This window comes from Halomonas sp. S3-1-1, assembly GCF_023757625.1.
Classification (GTDB): Bacteria; Pseudomonadota; Gammaproteobacteria; order Pseudomonadales; family Halomonadaceae; genus Vreelandella.
In genome coordinates this window covers 735,187-754,855 of the sequence record NZ_JALGBZ010000002.1, presented here as the reverse complement: position 1 = coordinate 754,855, position 19,669 = coordinate 735,187, and the positions used below count along the sequence as shown (strand labels likewise).

The window sequence follows — 19,669 nt, the reverse complement described above, 5'->3', positions numbered from 1 at the left end:
AGTATATGAATGTAACCTTGATAACATATTTTAAGAGGACGATTCCGCACGGCTCTTCTACACTCATGAGGAGCGAAGCGTGACACGGCCTTCGCTGTATCGAGAGCCATTCATAAGGAGTATGAAGCGATGTCGAGCCCCGAGCACAAGCAAAAAATCTGGTCAATGATCAAGGATATCAAGGTGGGTATGCTGGTCACCATCGATCACGATATGCCGCGCGCACGGCCTATGCACCTGGTACAGGAAGAGTACGATGGCACGCTCTGGTTCTTCACGCGCCGCAGTGCCGAAAAGGTTTTTGAGGCGGAAAAAGACCACGACGTCTGCTTGAGCTTTTCCGATCAGGAGCACGGCACCTACGTATCATTGTCAGGTACGGCCACTCTGTCAGATGACCGCGACCTGATGGCGAAGTACTGGAGCCCCTTCATCGCGGCATGGTTCCCGGAAGGCAAGGATGACCCGGACGTAGCGCTACTCCAAATCAAGATTCACATGGGCGAGCACTGGAAGGCCAACGAAAGCAAGGTGTATCAGCTTTACGAAATCGCCAAGGCCAACATCAAAAAGGATGAAACGCCGGACATGGGCGAGAACGAGAAGTTCGGCCACTAACGTCACCGCATGCAAAAACGCCAGCGAACGCTGGCGTTTTCGTTTTAAAGGCCGTCATAAACCGGGAGCATAGCGATCAATAAGGGGTCAATTCTTCGTCACGGTAATAGCGATTTACCTCCACTACCCGCCCTTCCATTAAATGACAGTACTGACGCGAGCCCGCCCCTTCCTGACGCGTAATCACTTCGCCGCCTTCACGCTCGCAAAAATTGACAGCGATTTGTTGCGCCTGCAGATCATTGCCATCACCGAGCGATGAACACCCTGAAAGGGCCATAAGGAATATGGCGAAAAGACTAAATCGCACCATTGCCTAACTCCTGTTTATTGAATTAAACCCTAGCCCTGGACATTTATTAATTCTTTACATTAATCATTTGCACACTCAATCAGCGTAAATGATTGATGAAGTAGAGCAAGGCCGATAACAAACGGACTATCTGGTCGGCATTAGATCCAGTTGGATGACGCGGGCTCTCCGTGGTATCGCTTGGTGAACAGCGAGAGCGTCGGCTGATTGACATGGGTATAAGGCAAACATCAGAAAGAGATGCAAATAATATTAATGGCGTCCCTGGCAGGAGTCGAACCTGCGACCTGCCGCTTAGGAGGCGGCTGCTCTATCCTACTGAGCTACAGGGACGTGGGCGGGTAAAGCGGCGCGTAGTATAGCGCGCCGGGGGAGTGAGGCCAACCGGCCCGCTTAAATCCAGCCCAATAGACGCAGTGCGAAGATGCCCAGTGTAATGGTCAGGCTCGCCATGATGGTCGTGAGCGCGATGATGTTCGCGGCAAGCGTCACATTGCCGCCCATGGCCTTGGCCATAACGAAGCTAGCAGCCGCGGTAGGGCTTGCAAAGAATAGAAATAGAAGACCCAGCTGCTCATTTGAAAACCCGCACAGCCAGGCCGCGACCGTCGATATCGCAGGCAGCGCGATCATTTTCATTACGCTGGAGCTCAGCGCAACGGCGCGGCCGTCGCGCAGGCTGGCCGCCGATAGCGTGGCGCCGATGCAGATCAGTGCCAGCGGCAGCGTCAGCGAAGCGAAGTAGTTGCCCGACGTCATGACCCAGCGGGGAAGCTCGACCGACAGCGCCGCAAACGGTATGGCCAGCAGCACGGCGATAATCAAGGGATTGGTGGCAATTTTTTTGAGCAGGCTGGGCCAGCGCGTGGTTTTGCCGGGCTGATAGGCCGAGAGCACCCATACTGACAGCACGTTATAGAGCACGATAACCAGCCCCAGCAACAGACTGCCCGCCGAGAGACCATAGTTACCGTACATGCCGGCGGCCAACGCCAGCCCTACCACCCCGCCGTTGCCGCGAAATGCCCCTTGCACATAGATGCCTCGCTCTTTATAGGGCACGCGGTAGCGCGCCCACAGCCAGCTGGCGAAAAATTGGGCGAGCGTGGCCAAGGCAAAGAACAGCAGCAACGGTATATCCAGCGCCACGCTCATGTCCGCTTTGATCAAGCTTAAAAAAATCAGCGTGGGGAGCGTGGCGCGAAACACGAGAGTCGACGCGGTGGAAACGAAGGTGCGATCGATCAGCCGGAGGCGTTTCAGCACGATGCCTAAAAACACCATGGCGAAAACCGGCAAGGTTATATCCAGCGTACGCGCAAATAGCTCTATCAGGTTCACGGATTCACTCTCATCAAGTGGCGCGCCGACGGCATGTTTTTAACGTTGCTCGTCGGGCCATAACATAGAATGGTCAACCGTACGCGCGATCCAACCCGGAAGAGGTCTACTCCCAGTCATCAAAAAAGCGTTATGGGATCGAACTCGCATGGGTTGCTCACAACCACATCGTTACGACCACGGTTCTTGGCTTCATAACTGGCGGCGTCGGCGCGGTTCAGGACGTCATCGATCGAGTCGTCGTCATCGTTGAAGCGAGTGACGCCCATGCTAAGCGTTACGTTATACACCTTACCGGCATGGGTGACCGATACTTCGCTAACCGCTTGGCGAAGCGACTCGGCGATGCGTTGTGCCTGCACGATCGTACAACTTGGTAGCAGTACGCCAAACTCGTCGCCACCCTGGCGCGCTACGTGATCACTGCGGCGAACCTCCCAGGCAATGACCTGTGCAACCCGACGAAGCATCTCGTCACCCAAGGCATGGCCGCCCTCATCGTTAATCGGCTTGAAGTGATCGAGATCGAACAACAACAACACAGAGGGCGTGCTGGTTTTTTGGAAATCGGCATAGGCTTCATCCAAGCGGCGCAAAAACCCGCGCCGATTCAGGAGGCCTGTTAGCGGGTCGTGCTCTGCTTCCCAGCGCTGGAGCGCCTCCTGTTGGCGGCGCTCGGTGATGTCCTTGACCACGCCAACCAGCCCCAGCGAGTGGCCGCTTTGCGATAGCATGACCACCCGGGCATGAATATCGAGCCAAAGGGTTTCGCTGTCGTTTTTAATGAATCGCAGCTGACGGATGTAATCCTGGCCGCTTTTAAGGCTATGCTGCCAAAGATCGATGGCGCCCTGATAATCGTCCGGGTGAATCTGTTTGAGCCACTCCTGCATGAGCGTCTCTTTGGGAATGTCCAGCATCGTCAAGAGCGCCGGGTTCATGTAAGTGATCGCGCCGTCGAAGTTGGCCACGAACATGCCTTCCGGGCTCGAGTTGAGCACCGAGTCCAAAAACGCCTCGCGCTCGTGGAGGTTTTTCAACAGCTGCTGGCGTTCGTCTTCGACGCGGTTGAAGGTATTCGCCACTTCCTGCAACTCGTGCATGCTGGTGGCGAGCTCCACATGGGAGCGCTCGGCGCGCCCAACTTCATCGATCTGCGCTTCCAGCCGATTCAGCGGTGACAGAATGCGCGCCAACAACCACCAAAGCAGCGGCATTAGCAAAAGCGCCAGCGCCACCCAGATCCACCATAGCCGATAGATAAAACCGGACAGCGGCGCCTGTGCCTGATCGACCGGCAAATAGAGCCCCACGATCCAGTTAGCGGGCCATACCTGAGAATAGGATTGGTAGGCGCTCTGGCCATTGAGAAGATCACCGAGACCGTCGCCCTCCCAGCCATCCAGCGCCAAATCGAGCCAGGGAAAATCCTCGAGGGAATTCACGGGTGTGTTCACGCGTGCGTTATCCGGGTGGTAGAGAATGTGTCCTGAGGCGGTAAAAATGGCCGAAAAACCGTTTTCTCCCAAGCGAATTTTGGCCAGCCGATTAAAAAGCCCGCCGGCATCGAGGCGTACAACGCCGCCCACCGTACCGCGAAAGTTACCGGCACTGTCCAGGCGCGGCACGCTGACCAATATCACCGGCGTATTGGTAGCCCGCCCCACGAAGGGCTCGCTGACGTAGGGGCTTCGCGTCCCCTGAAGCATCCTAAAATATTCCTGGTCGCGTGTTTCAAGACCTACCCGGCCGATCACGCTTGGCCAATCAGCGATGATCGTTCCGGCTTCATTACTGATCACGATACCTTCGAACCAGGAGAGCAGCGAGTCGTTTTTGGCCAACTCGTACTGAACCCAAGCGGGATCGTCAGCGGCACCAATGGCACTGCTGAACCGCTGCAGCGCATCGATGCGGTTCTCGACCTGCTGGGTCAGTTCATCGGCGAGAATATTGGCCTCGTAGCGCAAGTGGGTAACGTTGGACGCCTGAAGCATGTTCTTACCCACTTGCCAGGCAAGTCCCAACATGACGGCCGCCAGCACTAGCAGGGTGATGGAAAGCCCCATCAGCAGCCGGCCTTTTAGCGAGCGAAAGAGGGTCATTCTTGTTCGTAACGGGGCTGGCAGCACCGGGAATTCCTGCTCATTGATGAGTTTGACCGCCCTCTGATATAGGCGCTCGCGATAAAACGATGTGGCAAGGCGCATGGCAAGCGTTCGTTGGCCCAGCCAACTTTTCAACTGTCAAATAGATCCCATTGGTGAGATACCATGATAAACGTGCCGCAACTACCACATACCTTCTACTTTTATACTTACTCACGAGTGGTATATACCTTAATCGCTTATATGAGGAAGGTCACTAACCAAGCCATTGTTCATAAGATTCGTCCATCATTGTCATACACTCTCTGGCTTTCAAAGGGCCAAATTGCGTAACATTACACATTAACCAGCGCTTTTCATATTTAACTCATGGCATTTCATGGCAAAAAAAACAGCAGGATACACCTCATCAGGGATAGCCAACATCACCTCCCTTCATACGTTTTTGCCTGAATTCGATAAGTCCGTACGCCTTCGCCCTTTTATGCCCTTGCCAAACGCTGTAATGGGCTGGGGGCTCAAGCCTACCAGCCAAAAAGCCCGGCGCTTGGCAAGACGCCATGCCCTGCCCTACCTGTCGCTCGAGGATGGCTTTCTGCGTTCGCTCGGTCTTGGCGCGCACGGGTATCAGCCCCATAGCCTGGTCGTGGATTACAGCGGTATCTATTACGACGCTTCGCGTCCAAGCGATCTCGAAAACGCCTTGAACCATACCATTTTCGATGAAAGCGAACGGACCCTGGCCAAGCACTGCATGGCCCTGCTAAAGCGCGAGCGACTATCGAAATACAACCATGCCCCGGATACGCCTTTGGAAAGCGAACCAAAGGCCAATGTGCTGGTGGTGGATCAAACCAAGGGCGACGCCTCGATCAACTACGGCGGCGCGACGGCGGAAAGCTTTAATGAGATGCTTGAACGCGCGCTCGAAGAACATCCTCACAGCACGCTCTGGGTCAAGATTCATCCGGATGTCATCGCGGGTATCAAAGAAGGCCACCTGACACGCGCCATCGACCACCCGCGCTGTCGTGTGATCAGTGAGAACCTCAATCCTTGGGCGCTTTTTGATCGAGTACACACGGTTTACGTAGTGACGAGTCAATTGGGGTTCGAAGCGCTCATGGCCGGCAAAAAGGTGCACTGTTTCGGTTTACCCTTCTATGCTGGCTGGGGTTTGACGCAGGATCGGCTTACGTGCACGCGGCGACGCGTCAAGCGTCAACTGGATGAGGTATTCGCTGCGGCCTATCTGCGTTATTGCCGTTACGCCAACCCTTACACTGGCGAGCCCAGTACGCTGGTGGCCACGATCGCCCTGATCGCCGATCAGAAGCGCCAAAAGGAACGGCTGCAAGGCCAGTGGCAGGCTTGCGGCTTCTCACTCTGGAAGCGCGGTTTCGTCGCCGATTTTCTGGGCCCGGGTGCTGAAGTCGATTTTCAAAAAACACTTCCCAATGCCGCACATCCGACGGCGAATCGAGGCGCGACACACCTGCTGGTATGGTCGAGTCGTATCGATGAGGCGTTCAAACAGCGTCACCGCGCGCACCTCGATCGGCTATGGCGTATGGAGGACGGGTTCATACGCTCAGTAGGGCTCGGCGTCGATCTGACACGGCCACTGTCGCTGGTGATCGACCGCCAGGGCATTTACTACGATCCAGGCCAGCCAAGCGATCTGGAAACGCTTTTAAACGAAAGCGTATTCACCGATGCCGAGCTCGAGCGCGCCGCTACGCTCCGGGCACGGCTGGTCGCGCTCAAACTCTCGAAATATAATGTACCGGGAACCACCTCGCTCGAGCTCCCCGAGGGAGCGCACGCCATTTTAGTGCCCGGCCAAGTTGAGAGCGACGCCTCGATCGCCACGGGCTCGCCGCAGGTATCGACCAACAGCGCGCTGCTAAAAGCGGCGCGCGCCGCCTGCCCCAATGCGTTCATCATTTACAAGGCGCATCCGGATGTCCTCACCGGCGCTCGGGTAGGCAAACTCGATAAAGAAGCATCAAGCCTGTATGATCTCGACGCCAGTCAGCTGGACATTTCAGCTTTACTGGAATGTGTCGATGCGGTTCATACCATGAGTTCGCTGACCGGCTTTGAGGCTTTGTTGCGTGGCTGTCAGGTAACGACCTACGGGCTGCCTTTCTATGCAGGCTGGGGGTTGACCAATGACGCCATGCGCTGTCCCAGACGCAAACGGCGACTCGCTTTGAACGAGCTGGTCGCTGGTACGCTGATACGCTACCCCGTTTACGTCGATCCTCACACTCGTCAGCTCTGCAACGCCGAAACCGCAGTCACACTCATAGAGCAGGCGCGCAGGAAATCGACTGCACTTGGTATCAAGCAGCGACTCTATCGTTATTACCGTCATTTCTGGGTTGGAAGCCACTGAGTCCATGCAAAAGCGCGCGTTCTTATTTTTACAAGGCGTCTGTTCGCCCTTTTATCAGCGCTTGGCAAAAAAGCTTATCGATGACGGGCACCGTGTCGTCAAGGTGCACTTCAACGCCGGGGACATCGCCTACTGGCAAGGCACACTCGGCAAAAGCCATGTATTTCGCGGCCCCCTCGCCGAGCTGCCCGACTACCTTCGAACGCTCTGGCAGCGTTACGCCATTACTGACCAGGTACTCTTTGGTGATCGCCGCCCCGTTCACTTACCGGCAATCGAAAATGCGCAGGCAACAGGTATTCGCACCCACGTGTTCGAAGAAGGCTACTTTAGACCTTTTTGGATCACGCTAGAGCGCGAAGGTGTCAACGGTCATTCGCTGCTGCCCAAGGATCCGGCGTGGTTTTTCGAGACCGGCAAAATGCTTCCCGAACTGCCCAAACCGGTGCGCTTCAAATCCTCTTTCAAGCTCCGCGCTCGTCACGATGTGGCCTATCACTTGGCCGGGCTTGCCAATCCTATCGTTGCCCCGCGCTATCGTAACCATGCCGGCATCACCGCGCCCAAGGAGTACGCCGGCTACATCAAGAGGTTCACGTTGCTCAAGCGCTGGAAAAAACTGGACACCAAGCGTGTCAATCGCCTTATAGAGGGCAGCCGACCCTTTTTCTTGCTGCCGCTCCAGCTCAACACCGATGCCCAAATTCGCGATCATTCTCCCTACGCCGACATGGCCGAGGTCATGGATCACGTCATGGGCTCGTTTGCTGAACATGCCCCGAGCGATGCGCTTTTATGCATCAAAAATCACCCGTTGGACATGCTGCTGGTTAGCCATACGCATACCGTTCAACGATTGGCTCGGTTTTACGGTTTACAGGAGCGCATCGTCTATCTCGAATCCGGCGATCTCGAAGCGCTTCTTAGACATGCCGCCGGCACGGTCACGGTGAACAGTACCGTGGGAATCGTGTCTCTTGAAAACGCCTGTCCGACCTTTGCGCTGAGCGACCCAATCTATAATCTTTCGGGTCTCACCTGCGACGGTCTGTTGGATGAGTTCTGGCAGTCGCCACCCCCACCCAACGGCGAGCTGTTCGACCACTTCCGAAAGACAGTGATGCATACCGTTCAGGTCAACGGCGGTTTCTACTGCCAGCCCGGAATCGAGCTCGCGGTGAACAATTCCGCTAATACGCTTACAACCTGTCCGTCGCCGTTGGAGAAGCTGCTTTGAGCGACCCTATGCCATCTAACGCAAAAGATAATGAACACGCTGTTAACGCCACCCGCTGCGTGCTGATTACCGGCGCCACTGGCGCTATCGGTGGTGCGCTGGCAAAACTCTACGCCGCCCCGGGTTGCCACCTCGTGCTTCATGGGCGCCAGGCAACAGAGCTTTCTCTGGTCGCCGACAAGTGCCGGGCATCAGGCGCGCACGTTACCTGCTCAAGCATTGATCTGACCAATGAAAATGCCTTGGGCGAGTGGCTGCAGCACATCTGCGAGCAGCAGGTTCCAGACGTCATGATCGCCTGTGCAGGTAAAAACACCCACCCAACCGGCCCAGGCGAACTCGAAGACTGGGAAGACGTTTGCGCGCTATTGGATATCAACCTGAAAACACCCATCGACATGACACGTCACTTGGTGCCCGCCATGAAAGCGTGCGGCAAGGGACAGTTGGTTCTCATAAGCTCGCTCGCCGGTTGGCACGGGCTGCCCACTACGCCTAGCTATAGCGCCAGTAAAGCGGGCATCAAGGCGTACGGCGAAGCCCTTCGGGGCTTGCTGGCTCCTTACAACGTGGGAGTGACCGTGATCATGCCAGGCTACGTGACCTCGCGCATGTGCAACGCCATGCCCGGCCCGAAGCCTTGGGAGTGGCCGCCAGAGCGCGCCGCTCGCGTGATCAAGCGCGGTATCGACGCCAATCGCGCGAGGGTGAGCTTTCCCTTTCCCCTCAACTTCGGTAGCTGGTGGCTGGCAGTGCTGCCGGCGGGAATCTCGCAGTGGTTGGTCAAGCGTTTGGGGTTCGATCAGTGATCAGCGCTTTGATACACGATGTCGTTCTGGCGCTATGGGCGCCCTTTTTGATGGGATTGGTCGCAAGCTTCGTCATGGAAGCCTGCCTGCGCCCGCGGCCCACCTATTTTCTCAAGCGCTCGCTAGCGTTCAACGGCGTTCATGTGGGTAGCTGGTGTCTGCTCTTCGGCATTTTCAGCCTGGCGCTCCAGCGCCCCTGGTTTGCCGTCGTGCTTGCGCTGTCGCTGACGCTGGTGGTCGTACAGTCCAGCAACACCAAGTCGCGCACGCTCAAGGAACCTTTCATCTGCCATGATTTCGAGTACTTTTGGGATGCGATACGTCATCCGCGCCTCTATGTGCCCTTTTTCGGCATCGGCCTTGCCATTGCCGCAAGCACCGCCGGGGCGCTGGCCATCGCCGCGTTTTGGTATTTCGAGCTCCCGCTTGTCAGCCGTGCGAGCGCGCTGGCGGTACTGACTCCACTGCTAATTCTCACGGTAGCCGGTGCGTTTTTGGTGGTATGGGGATTGAAACAGTGCCCACCTCCCACCTTTGCACCCGAAGCAGACATGCACGCCTTCGGGCTCTTTACCAGCCTATGGCTATACGGCGTCGCGCTATTTCGCTCTCAGCCCCCTACCTCGACGCAGGCGCCGTTCAATCAACGGCCGATAAATCGCCGCGCTCAGCCAGAATGCCCTCACGTAGTGTTAGTGCAGTCTGAATCATTTTTCGATCCCAGGCCTTGGTGCGGCGAGATCCCTCAAGAGGTGCTGAGCCACTTCGACGAAACCCAAGCCCAAGCGTTGCAGCAAGGAGCGCTACGCGTACCGGCTTGGGGCGCCAACACCGTACGCACCGAATGCGCCGTGCTAACGGGCCTGCCCGCTAGCGCCTGGGGGGCACGCCAGTTCAACCCCTACCATACGCTCGCCCGCCAGGGTCTTCCCAGTCTCGCCTCGGCGTTCAAGGCCTGCGGCTATCGCACGATTTGCGTACACCCTTACCATTCCACCTTCTATAAGCGCGACCGAGTATTTCCCAATCTCGGTTTCGAAACCTTCATCGACGTCAGCGACTTCACCACCGAGGACAAGCTCGGTCAGTACACCGGCGACCTGGCCGTTGCACGAAAGGTTGGACGTCTGCTCGAAGATGACGATAATAGGCCGCTATTTATCTTCGTCATGACCATGGAAAATCACGGGCCGCTACACTTGGAAGCGCCCAACGAGCCAAGTGCCGCCAAACTGCTGCCTGCCGCTCGCTGGCCGCTGGCCACTCATTTGCGCGACCTTGCGGTCTACTTGAAGCACTTGAGCGAAGCGGACACGATGATCGAGCAGCTAAAGGCGTCGCTTACTCGCGCCCCACGCGCGGGCCTGTTGGCCTTTTACGGTGACCACGTGCCCATTTTACCCGAGGCCTACGCTCATTTTGGCGACCCTAGGGGTGAAACGCCCTACATGATATGGTCGACCGAGCGAAAGAGCCCTGTACATGGCTCCCCGGTCGATCTAAAGGCGCACGAACTGGGCTCTGCCTTGTTCGAGCGAGCAGTCGGGCGCGGTATGAGTAGCGAATGGAACAAGGCAGCCCCAGAACCGCAGGAGCAAGAATGACTAAACGCGTTGCCATCATTGGCGCCGCCCATCGTTTCCCCGGCACCACCCCTGAAACGTTCTGGCAAAATCTACAGGCCGAAAAAGATCTGGTAACACGCGTGGCACCCGACCGCTGGAGTCAGGAGACTTACTGGCACCCGGATAAACGCCACCCCGGTACCAGCGTGAGCTTCGCGGCGGGAAGCCTTGGCGATATCAGCGGTTTTGATGCGGACTTTTTCGGCATCTCCCCGCGCGAGGCGGCCAATATGGATCCGCAGCAGCGCATGCTGCTCGAACTTGCCTGGGAGGCCATCGAAAGCGCTGGCATCAAAGCCTCGACGCTTCGCGGCAGCGACTGCGGCGTGTTTCTGGGCGTGGCAAGTCTTGACTACTCATACCGCATGGCGGACGACATGGCGGCCATCGATGCCTCCACCGCGACCGGCAATACGTCGAGTATCGCCTCGAACCGGCTCTCCTACGTGTTCGACTTCCACGGTCCAAGCATGTCGTTGGATACCGCTTGCTCCTCCTCCATGGTGGCCTTTCACCAGGCCTGTCAGGCGATCAGAAGCGGCGAAACCAGCATGGCGCTGGCCGGAGGCATCAGCCTGCACCTGCACCCGTACGGGTTCATCATCTTCTCCAAAGCGAGCATGCTCTCGCCCACTGGGCGCTGTCAGGTGTTCGATGAGGCGGGTAATGGCTACGTGCGCTCGGAAGGCGCCGGGCTGTTCTTTTTGAAGGATTACGACCAAGCCCTGGCCGATGGCGACGACATCATGGCCGTGGTGGCGGGCTCGGCGGTGAATACCGATGGCTATAAATCGGGTATTACCGTTCCTAACCCCAGCGCGCAAGTCGCTTTGATGCGCCGCGCCTACGAACAGGCTGCCATATCCCCGGACGACATCGACTACCTCGAGGCGCACGGTACCGGCACCTCGGTGGGTGACCCCATCGAAACCCGTGCCATCGGGGAGGCGCTGGGCCAACGTCGTCGCACGCCGCTTTTGATCGGCTCGGTCAAGAGCAATCTGGGCCATTTGGAAACCGCCTCCGGGGTGGCCGGCCTGGCCAAGGCGCTGTATAGCCTCAAGCACCGCGAAGTGCCCGCTACCATCGGCATTCGCAAGCTCAACCCCAACATCAAGTTCGACGAGTGGAACCTAAGCGTCGTACAGAAGGCTCAGAAACTGAAGCCTGAAGGCCCGCTGGTGATCGGTGTGAACTCCTTTGGCTTTGGCGGCGCCAATGCCCATGTCATCCTGCAAAGCGCACCCGAAAAATCGGCGCGGGCCGCCACGCCAAACGAGGCGAGGCTACCCATTCGTATCAGCGCCAAAAGCGAAGAGGCACTGACGGCGAACGCCGCCTACCTGGCCGAGTACTTGAAGGGCTACGCTGAAAACGGCGAAAGCGATGCTAACGCACCCAGCTTCTACGATATTGCCCATACGCTTTTTCACCACCGCGAGCATCACCGTGCAGGCGCACTGTTCTTTGCCAGCAGCGCGGCCGAGGCTGAGCGCACGCTTCTAACGCTGGCCGAAGGCGCCCCACTGGGAATGGCCAAGCTCGACCGGCTCGAAAGCGCTAAAGGCCCGGTGTTCGTGTTCGACGGCAACGGCTGCCAGTGGGAGCGCATGGGCAAGGATTTGCTGGAGAACGCCACGTTTAGCGCTGCCATCGACGAGGTCGATGCGCTGTTCAAGCCGCTAGGCGGCTTTTCGCTGCGCAATGAGCTCAGCGGTCTTAATCCAGAGATCGACGAAGGCCAAAGCCGCCTGGAGCGCACGGAAATCGCCCAGCCGGCGCTTTTTGCGCTACAGGTCGCGCTGACCGAATGGTTCAAGGCCCATGGCATAACGCCTTCGGCGGTGTTCGGCCATAGCGTAGGCGAAGTCGCCGCAGCCTGGGCGGCCGGCGCCTTGAGCCTGGAAGATGCGGTTAAGGTCATCTACTACCGCAGCTTCTACCAGGGCAAGACCCGTGGGCTTGGCGAGATGAGCGCCGTGGCCATCAGCGCTGAGGAGATCGCCCCTTGGCTCGAGCAGCCCGAATTCGACCGCGTGAGCCTTGCTGGCATCAATAGCCCGAAAGGTATTACGCTGGCCGGCGATACTGAGCAGCTTGACGCCATCGAGCAAAGGCTCACCGATCAGGGTGTCTTCGCTAAACGACTGCCGCTGGATTACGCCTTTCACAGCCCGGCCATGGACAGTATTAGAGCGGGCGTCATCGATGCGCTAAGCGATATCAACCCTCAAGCGACGTCGATTCCGTACTACTCCACAGTGACCGGTGAGCTGTTTGAAGGAACTCGTTTAGACGCCCACTACTGGTGGCTCAATATCCGCGAACCGGTGCTGTTCGAGAGTGCCGCATCGAGCGTGATCGGGCAGGGTTTCAATGTGTTCGTTGAACTCGGCGCGCATCCCATTCTACGCCGCTATTTGAACGAAACGCTTCGCCAATGTGACGCCGAGGGGCTCGTGATGGGCTCGGTCGAGCGCCACAAGCCTGGTAATGAGATGCTCGAGAAGAGTTTGAGCGAGCTTCTCTTGAGCGGCCTGGTACTGGATACGCACACGTTCTTCCCGGTAGAGGGCCAGCGCGTCGCACTGCCTCGCTATGCCTGGCAGCGCACCTCCTACTGGGTACCCGGTACCAGCGATGGCCAAGGGCTGCTATCGCGCTACTATCAGCACCCGCTACTGGGTTATCGGATGGCGCAGCAAGCCAATACCTGGGAGAGCCAGCTCGACATCAAGCGCGAGCCCTGGCTTGCCGACCACGTGGTGGGTGAAGGCGCGGTATTCCCCGGCGCCGGCTTTGTCGAGTTGGCGCTGGCTGCCAGCGCTGCTCAACAGGATTTAAAGCGGCTTGATATCGAAGAGCTCGAAATTCGCGCCCCGCTTTTGCTGGACAGCCCCAACGGACGAACCGCGCGCACGCACCTTGACCCGGAAAGCGGCCACATCAGCATTCACTCTCGCGAAACCACCGGCGAAGGTGAGTGGCAACTCAACGCGGTGGCACGCACCATGCGCGAAAGCCGCGGCTTCATGCTCGAGCGCAAAGCGCCCGCCCGCCCGGAGCGCGATCCGGATTTCGATCTCGACACCCACCTGGCACTTGCGAATGCCATCGGGCTACATTACGGCCCTGCGTTTCAGGCCATCAAGCGCGGCTGGCTCGAGAACGATATGGTGCTTGGAGAGATCGAACTCGACGCGACACTGGATGCCCAGCGCGCGTCGCTCCACCTGCACCCGGGCATTCTGGATAGCGCCTTTCAGATGTTCATCCCGCTGCTTGCTCGTCACCAAGGCTTTGCCGACGGGCTGGCCTTCGTGCCGGTTCGCGTGGGCCGCATTCAGATCGATCTCGAAGCAGGCGCTCCTGCGCTCGCTCGGGCGGTCATGCGAAAGCGAGCGCCCCACTCCTTTACTGCGGATTTCGAACTCTTCGACGCGCAAGGTCGTGCGATCGCCGTGCTAAGCGAAACGCGCTTCAAGGCGATTCGCTTGAATCGCGCCCGACACCATCACCTGAGCTATATCGATGTTGCGCTGACTCCAGCGCCGTTGACGGCCGCCGCCCAGCCGCTACCCGAGCGAGCGCTAATCACGCTGACCGAACTCGGCCAGCGCTATCGCGATGCCACCGGCGAGCGCTACGCAAGCGAAGTCGCCCCGCTGCTGGATAGCTTGAGCGAAGCCTTCGCCGAGCCTGTGCCTTCCGAAGAGAGCCCCGCGCCGGAGGCTATCTGGCAGTTGCTGGTGCAGGACTACCCCGATTACTTTGCCCCGATTCATCTGGTAGGCCGCTTGGGGCTGCATCGCGAAGCGCTTGCCAGCGACCAGCAGAGCGCAGCGGCGCTCGATATCACCGCCGAACAGTTGATGGATCTCAACCGCGTGCTGATTAGCGAAAGCGGCTGGAATACGCTGGCAGGCAGCGTCGAGACGCTGCTCGAGGATGCGCTGAGCCAGCTGCCGGAAGGCCAGCGCCTGACGCTGCTCGAAGCCGGCCCCTGCGCGCCGGCACTGGGGCAGCGCCTGCTCGAAGCGCTGGCACAGCAACCGCACGCAAATGATCGCTATCACTACCGCGCGCTCACCACGACGGACAGCGCCAAACACCGCGCCCTGCAGCTTCAGGAGCGCTTTGCGCTGATCGATGTCGACGCACAGGGCGAAGCGCCCGCGCCCGCTACCCCGGCGCAAAGGGCACAGTTCGCCTTCGTCAGCGTCGATGTCACTAGCGCCGAACGCACCCGCGCACTGATCGATACGCTATCCGCACGCCTGGCACCCGGCGCTCAGCTGCTGCTGGTCGGCGTTAGCCCCAGCCGCTGGCTTGACGATGTGCTTGCAACGCCGGGGCTCAATGCCTCGCCGGTGGAGCCTGAGCAGTTGAGTGGCTGGCTTGCCGAGCAAGGTTTTGAGGTATCGCCGTCGATCGCGCTGGAAGAAGCCGAGGGCGGCGCCTACCTTCTACACGCACGCGTCGCGAGCACATCGCCTGAAGCCGCGCCGCCACGTAGTGCTCGCCACTTCATCGTCAGCGATAGTGAGACCCAAGCGCTCGGTACACGCCTACACGAGGCGCTGTCGATGGTGGGCACCGCATGGCATAGGCAAAGCGATCAGGCCCCGGATCAACTGCTCGAAAGCTTGTTGCACAGTGCGCTATCAAGTGAGCGGGCTGGCGTCACCGAGGCACCCACTCCGATCAACGTTATCGATCTACGCGGGCTCGGCGCCTCAAACACCGCGGCTCAAGCGGCGCGCTGTACTCGCGCACAGCAGTGGTCGCTCGCGCTCGAGGCCAGCGGCCTGGAAAGCCAAGGCTACCCACCGACGCTCTGGCTGATAAGCCACGGATTCGACACGCTGGGTGATGAGGGCTCGTTTGACGCAGCGCTTTGGGGCTTCGGCCGATCACTGGCTAACGAGGCGGTGGGTCACGGCGTCACTCTGGTAGACCTGCCAAGCCCTGTCAGCAAAGCGGCATTGGCCACGCTCGTTGAATCGCTCATGACACCTGACAGCGAAAACGAGCTGGTACTACGTGAAAATGGCGCGCGCTTGGCCACGCGCCTGCGCACGCTCGCCGCACCTCACCCCAAAGCCCACGCTGAAAGCGCACCGCGCCAGGCGATGACGCTGGGCTTCGCCCTGCCGGGCCAACTGCGCCAACTTCAGTGGCGCCCTCGCACGCTTCCCCAGCCAGGCCCGGACGAAGTCGAGGTGCGCGTCAAAGCGACCGGCCTCAACTTCCGCGACGTCATGTACACGCTGGGGCTTTTATCCGATGAAGCGATCGAGAACGGCTTCGCCGGACCCACGCTGGGGTTGGAGTTCTCCGGCGAGGTAGTGGCAGTGGGCGAACGCGTCACGCACCTGGTCCCTGGCCAAGCGGTGGTCGGCTTTGGCCCCGCCAGCTTCAGCGATAAGCTGATCGCAAGCCAGCACGCCGTTGCGCCGCTGCCCGAGGGCGTTGGCTTCGCCGCGGCGGCGACGATCCCCACCACCTTCTTCACCGTGTATTACGCGCTCAAACACCTAGCGCGGCTCGAGCCCGGCGAGAAAGTGCTGATTCACGGAGCCGCCGGCGGCGTGGGGATCGCCGCTCTGCAAATCGCGCAGTGGATGGGTGCACAGATTTACGCCACCGTCGGCTCCGAAGAGAAGCGCGACTTTTTACGCTTGATGAACGTCGAGCATTTGTACGATTCGCGCTCCCTCACCTTCGCCGAAGAGATCCTTAACGATACCCAAGGCGAAGGCGTGGATGTCGTGCTGAATTCGCTGGCTGGCGAGGCCATCAATCAGAATCTTCGCGCGCTGCGCCCCTTCGGACGTTTTCTCGAGCTCGGCAAACGCGACTTCTACGAGAACACCCATATTGGGCTGCGCCCGTTTCGCAACAACCTGAGCTACTTCGGCATCGATTCCGACCAGCTCATGAAGGTTCAACCGGCGCTGACCCAGCGACTGTTCGGCGAGATGATGGCGCTGTTCAACGATGGCACGCTGAGCCCGTTGCCCTTTACCGCGTTCAGCCACAGTCAGGTAATCGATGCCTTCCGCTATATGCAGCAGGCGCGCCAGATCGGCAAGGTAGTGGTCACCTACGACGCCCCTATCGCGGCGCCGAACGCAGACGCGCTTGGCAGCGAGACGCTCACGCTTTCCAGTGATGCCAGTTATCTGGTCACCGGTGGGCTTGGCGGCTTCGGCCTCAAGACCGCCCAGTGGCTGGTGAGCAAGGGCGCACGGCAGCTCGTCCTGCTTGGTCGTAGCGGCGCCGCTTCCGACGAGGCTAAGGCGGCTGTCGAGGCGTTCGAAACGCAAGGCGTCAAGGTACTGGCCGCTGCCTGCGACATCACCGATCGCGCCGCCCTCGAAGCGGTCATCGAGCGCGCAGCAATCGAGCTCGGCCCGCTCAAGGGGATCATTCACGCCGCCACGGTGATCGACGACGGTTTGATTCGTAATCTCGACTTTGATCGTATCCAGAAAGTGCTGGCGCCAAAAATCGACGGCGCCCGCCATTTGGACGCGCTGACCCGCGAAATGCCGCTCGACTTCTTCGTGCTCTACTCGTCGGCCACCACGCTGTTCGGCAACCCCGGTCAGGCCAACTACGTGGCCGCCAACCACTGGCTCGAAGCGTTCGCCGAGCAGCGCCGCCAAAGTGGCCGACCAGCGACGTGCGTTCGCTGGGGCGCAATCGAAGACGTCGGCTTTTTGGCGCGCAACACCCGTACCCGTGATGCGCTTCAGGAGCGCTTGGGCGGCTCGGCGCTGCGCTCCGACGACGCGCTGAAGGTGCTCGAGCAGATGCTGGTCAACCCGGGCCCCAGCCTAGGCGTTCTCGAGCTCGAATGGGGAGCGCTTGCACGCTTTTTGCCCACTGCGGCGGCGCCGCGCTTCGACGAACTGGCGCGCCAAAGTGACGATGACCACAGTGTTGAGGGCGACGATGACATCAGCGCGCTTCTCGCCGAGCTCTCACCGGAAGAGCTTCAGCAAACGGTGACCGAACTCCTGCGCGCCGAGCTTGCCAGCATCCTGCTGATCGACGAAGAGAAGATCGACGTCAACCGTTCGGTATACGACATGGGCTTCGATTCGTTGATGGGCGTGGAGCTGATGACCGCCATTGAAAACCGTTTGGGCGTTCAGGTGCCGGTCATGGTGCTCAGCGAAGCCTCGACGCTTTCGAAACTCGCTGATGTGCTGATCAAAAAGCTCAGCCAGGACGAGGACGTTGAAGAGTCGCCCCAGGATGCGCTAGCCTCTCTGGCCGCTCGTCACGGAGCGAGCGAGCTCGATCAGGCTTCGGCTTCCACTTCCGCCAGCGAGACACCATGACCGCCAAGCGTTCAGATTTGAAACGACAGCTTTTGGAAAAGGCACGCACGCGCCCCAGCGCCCGCACTCAGCGCCCAGCGCCGGCGACAGAAAGGGCGGGGGGTGCAGGTGCCCAACACATTCCCGAGCGTTTCACCCGTTTCGAAGAGCATCCCGGCGCGCAGCAGCTGACCATGATGCGCGACGCCGCCCGGCAGCTCGGCCTGGTGGATCCGTTTTTCAAGGTTCACGAAGGCCTGGCCGGCGCGACCAGCGTCATTGATGGCCGCGAGTGCATCAATTTTGCCAGCTACAACTACCTGGGCTATTCCGGCGATGCGCGCGTGGTCAAAGCCGCCGCTGATGCGGCCGCCCACTATGGTACTTCGGTATCGGCCAGTCGCGTGGTCTCTGGTGAGCGCCCTCTTCACGGCGAGCTCGAAAAAGCTATTGCCGAGACCTACGGGGTCGAAGACGCGGTAGCGTTCGTCAGCGGCCATGCGACCAACGTGTCAACGCTTGGCTATCTGCTGGGTCCGAAGGACCTGGTGCTCCACGACGAGTACATCCACAACAGCTCGCTGGTGGGTGCCCAGCTCTCAGGCGCCAAACGCATGTGGTTTAGCCATAACGACCCGGCGGCGCTCGACGCGCTTTTGGAGCGCCATCGTGGTCAGTTCGAGCGGGTGGTCGTGGTGATCGAAGGCCTCTACAGCATGGACGGCGATATCCCCGACCTTCCGCGCTTCATCGAGCTCAAAAAGCGCCACCAGGTGTGGCTGATGGTAGACGAGGCGCACTCGTTTGGCGTGATGGGAAAAACCGGCCTGGGGCTTCGCGAGCACTTCGCGATCGACCCGACAGAGGTCGATATCTGGATGGGCACCATGAGCAAAACGCTCTCGGGCTGCGGCGGCTATATCGCCGGTAGCAAGGCACTGGTGGAAATGCTGCGCTACTTCGCGCCGGGGTTTCTGTACAGCGTGGGCATGCCCGCCCAGGTCGCCGCTCCCTCGCTTAAAGTGCTGGCGCTGATGAAACAAGAACCCGAGCGGGTAACCCGACTTCAGGAAAACGCTTCTTATCTGCTAACCCGAGCTCGATCGCTGGGTATGGATACCGGACACAGCGTTGGCTCGGCGGTGGTACCGATCATCGTGGGAAGTTCCCCCAAGGCAGCGATGCTCTCCCACCGGCTTTTCGAGCAGGGAATCAACGTACAACCGATCCTCTACCCGGCGGTGCCGGAAAAGAGCGCGCGGATGCGTTTTTTCCTCTCCTGCGAGCATACCCACGCGCAGATCGATCAAACGCTCGACGCCCTGGCCGCGCTGCTCGACGAGGGCTCATGACCGTGGTGGGCACAAGCCCAGAGTCAGCGCACGCTTACTGGTACGTCATTCAGTGCAAGGGCGGCGAGTCATTTCGCGCCGCCGAGCACTTGGCTAACCAGGGCTTTGACGTATTTCACCCCGTGCTGGACGTCAAACGCAAACGTCAGGGCAAGCTTGTCACCGTTACCGAGCCGCTGTTTCCTTATTATCTGTTCATACAGCTGGATCACATCGCCAGCAACTGGCGACCCATTCGATCCACCCGGGGCGTGCTGCGGCTACTGACCTTCGGCAACACGCCGGTGTCGGTACCGGACGCCCTGGTTCAAGGCCTCTACGCCCAACCGCACCGTCAACACGGCAGCCATACCTACTTCAGCGCCGGCGAAAAGGTCACCATCAGCGACGGCCCGTTCAAAAACCTGGAAGCGGTATTCGAGCAAGCCAAAGGCGAGGAGCGCGCGATCGTGCTGCTTAATATGCTTCAACGACCGCAACATATCGAGGTCGATGTGAATAGCCTCGAGAAGTCGAATTAAACGCTTCTCGAGT

11 protein-coding genes and 1 tRNA gene are annotated in these 19,669 nt (G+C 59.3%); 8 read left to right on the top strand and 4 right to left on the bottom strand.

Annotated features, from left to right (window positions below; translation table 11 throughout):
- Positions 1-129: 129 nt before the first annotated feature.
- Positions 130-618 (top strand): pyridoxamine 5'-phosphate oxidase family protein, encoded by a 489-nt coding sequence (locus MQW23_RS08370; RefSeq protein WP_252107401.1) that lies wholly within the window; start codon positions 130-132, stop codon positions 616-618.
- A 76-nt stretch (positions 619-694) separates the two neighbouring features.
- Here MQW23_RS08370 and MQW23_RS08365 read toward each other — a convergent pair whose 3' ends face one another.
- The 4 genes from MQW23_RS08365 to MQW23_RS08350 all read right to left on the bottom strand — a co-directional run bounded on the left by MQW23_RS08365 (position 695) and on the right by MQW23_RS08350 (position 4,377).
- Complete coding sequence (locus MQW23_RS08365; protein WP_252107400.1) at positions 695-931, bottom strand: DUF333 domain-containing protein; 237 nt, start codon at positions 929-931, stop codon at positions 695-697.
- Positions 932-1,187: 256 nt separating this feature from the next.
- Positions 1,188-1,264, bottom strand: a tRNA-Arg gene (locus tag MQW23_RS08360).
- A gap of 60 nt (positions 1,265-1,324) precedes the next feature.
- Positions 1,325-2,272, bottom strand: coding sequence for an AEC family transporter (locus MQW23_RS08355; protein ID WP_252107399.1), 948 nt, complete (start codon positions 2,270-2,272; stop codon positions 1,325-1,327).
- Positions 2,273-2,391: 119 nt separating this feature from the next.
- Entirely contained in the window at positions 2,392-4,377 is a 1,986-nt protein-coding gene (locus tag MQW23_RS08350) for a sensor domain-containing diguanylate cyclase (protein ID WP_252107398.1), read from the bottom strand.
- A gap of 382 nt (positions 4,378-4,759) precedes the next feature.
- Between MQW23_RS08350 and MQW23_RS08345 the strand changes: the two genes are divergently transcribed.
- The 7 genes from MQW23_RS08345 to rfaH are packed head-to-tail and all read left to right on the top strand — an operon-like array spanning position 4,760 to position 19,656.
- The gene (locus MQW23_RS08345) at positions 4,760-6,781 is read left to right on the top strand and encodes a capsule polysaccharide biogenesis protein (protein WP_252107397.1); all 2,022 of its coding nucleotides are present in this window, start codon (positions 4,760-4,762) and stop codon (positions 6,779-6,781) included.
- A 4-nt stretch (positions 6,782-6,785) separates the two neighbouring features.
- Positions 6,786-8,018: a capsule polysaccharide biogenesis protein gene (locus MQW23_RS08340; protein WP_252107396.1), complete on the top strand. Its 1,233-nt coding sequence runs from the start codon at positions 6,786-6,788 to the stop codon at positions 8,016-8,018.
- Between the two features lie 8 nt (positions 8,019-8,026).
- A complete protein-coding gene (locus tag MQW23_RS08335) occupies positions 8,027-8,827 on the top strand; it encodes an SDR family NAD(P)-dependent oxidoreductase (protein WP_252107395.1) in 801 nt (266 codons plus the stop codon).
- Entirely contained in the window at positions 8,824-10,431 is a 1,608-nt protein-coding gene (locus tag MQW23_RS08330) for an LTA synthase family protein (protein ID WP_319022799.1), read from the top strand. Before MQW23_RS08335 ends, MQW23_RS08330 begins: the two co-directional genes overlap by 4 nt.
- A complete protein-coding gene (locus MQW23_RS08325; RefSeq protein ID WP_252107394.1) occupies positions 10,428-17,804 on the top strand; it encodes a type I polyketide synthase in 7,377 nt (2,458 codons plus the stop codon). Before MQW23_RS08330 ends, MQW23_RS08325 begins: the two co-directional genes overlap by 4 nt.
- Positions 17,801-19,135, top strand: a complete 1,335-nt coding sequence (locus MQW23_RS08320) for an aminotransferase class I/II-fold pyridoxal phosphate-dependent enzyme (protein WP_252107393.1) — start codon at positions 17,801-17,803, stop codon at positions 19,133-19,135. The genes MQW23_RS08325 and MQW23_RS08320 overlap by 4 nt, the downstream gene beginning before the upstream one ends.
- Positions 19,132-19,656 (top strand): transcription/translation regulatory transformer protein RfaH, encoded by a 525-nt coding sequence (rfaH, locus tag MQW23_RS08315; protein WP_252107392.1) that lies wholly within the window; start codon positions 19,132-19,134, stop codon positions 19,654-19,656. Before MQW23_RS08320 ends, rfaH begins: the two co-directional genes overlap by 4 nt.
- Positions 19,657-19,669: the final 13 nt, after the last annotated feature.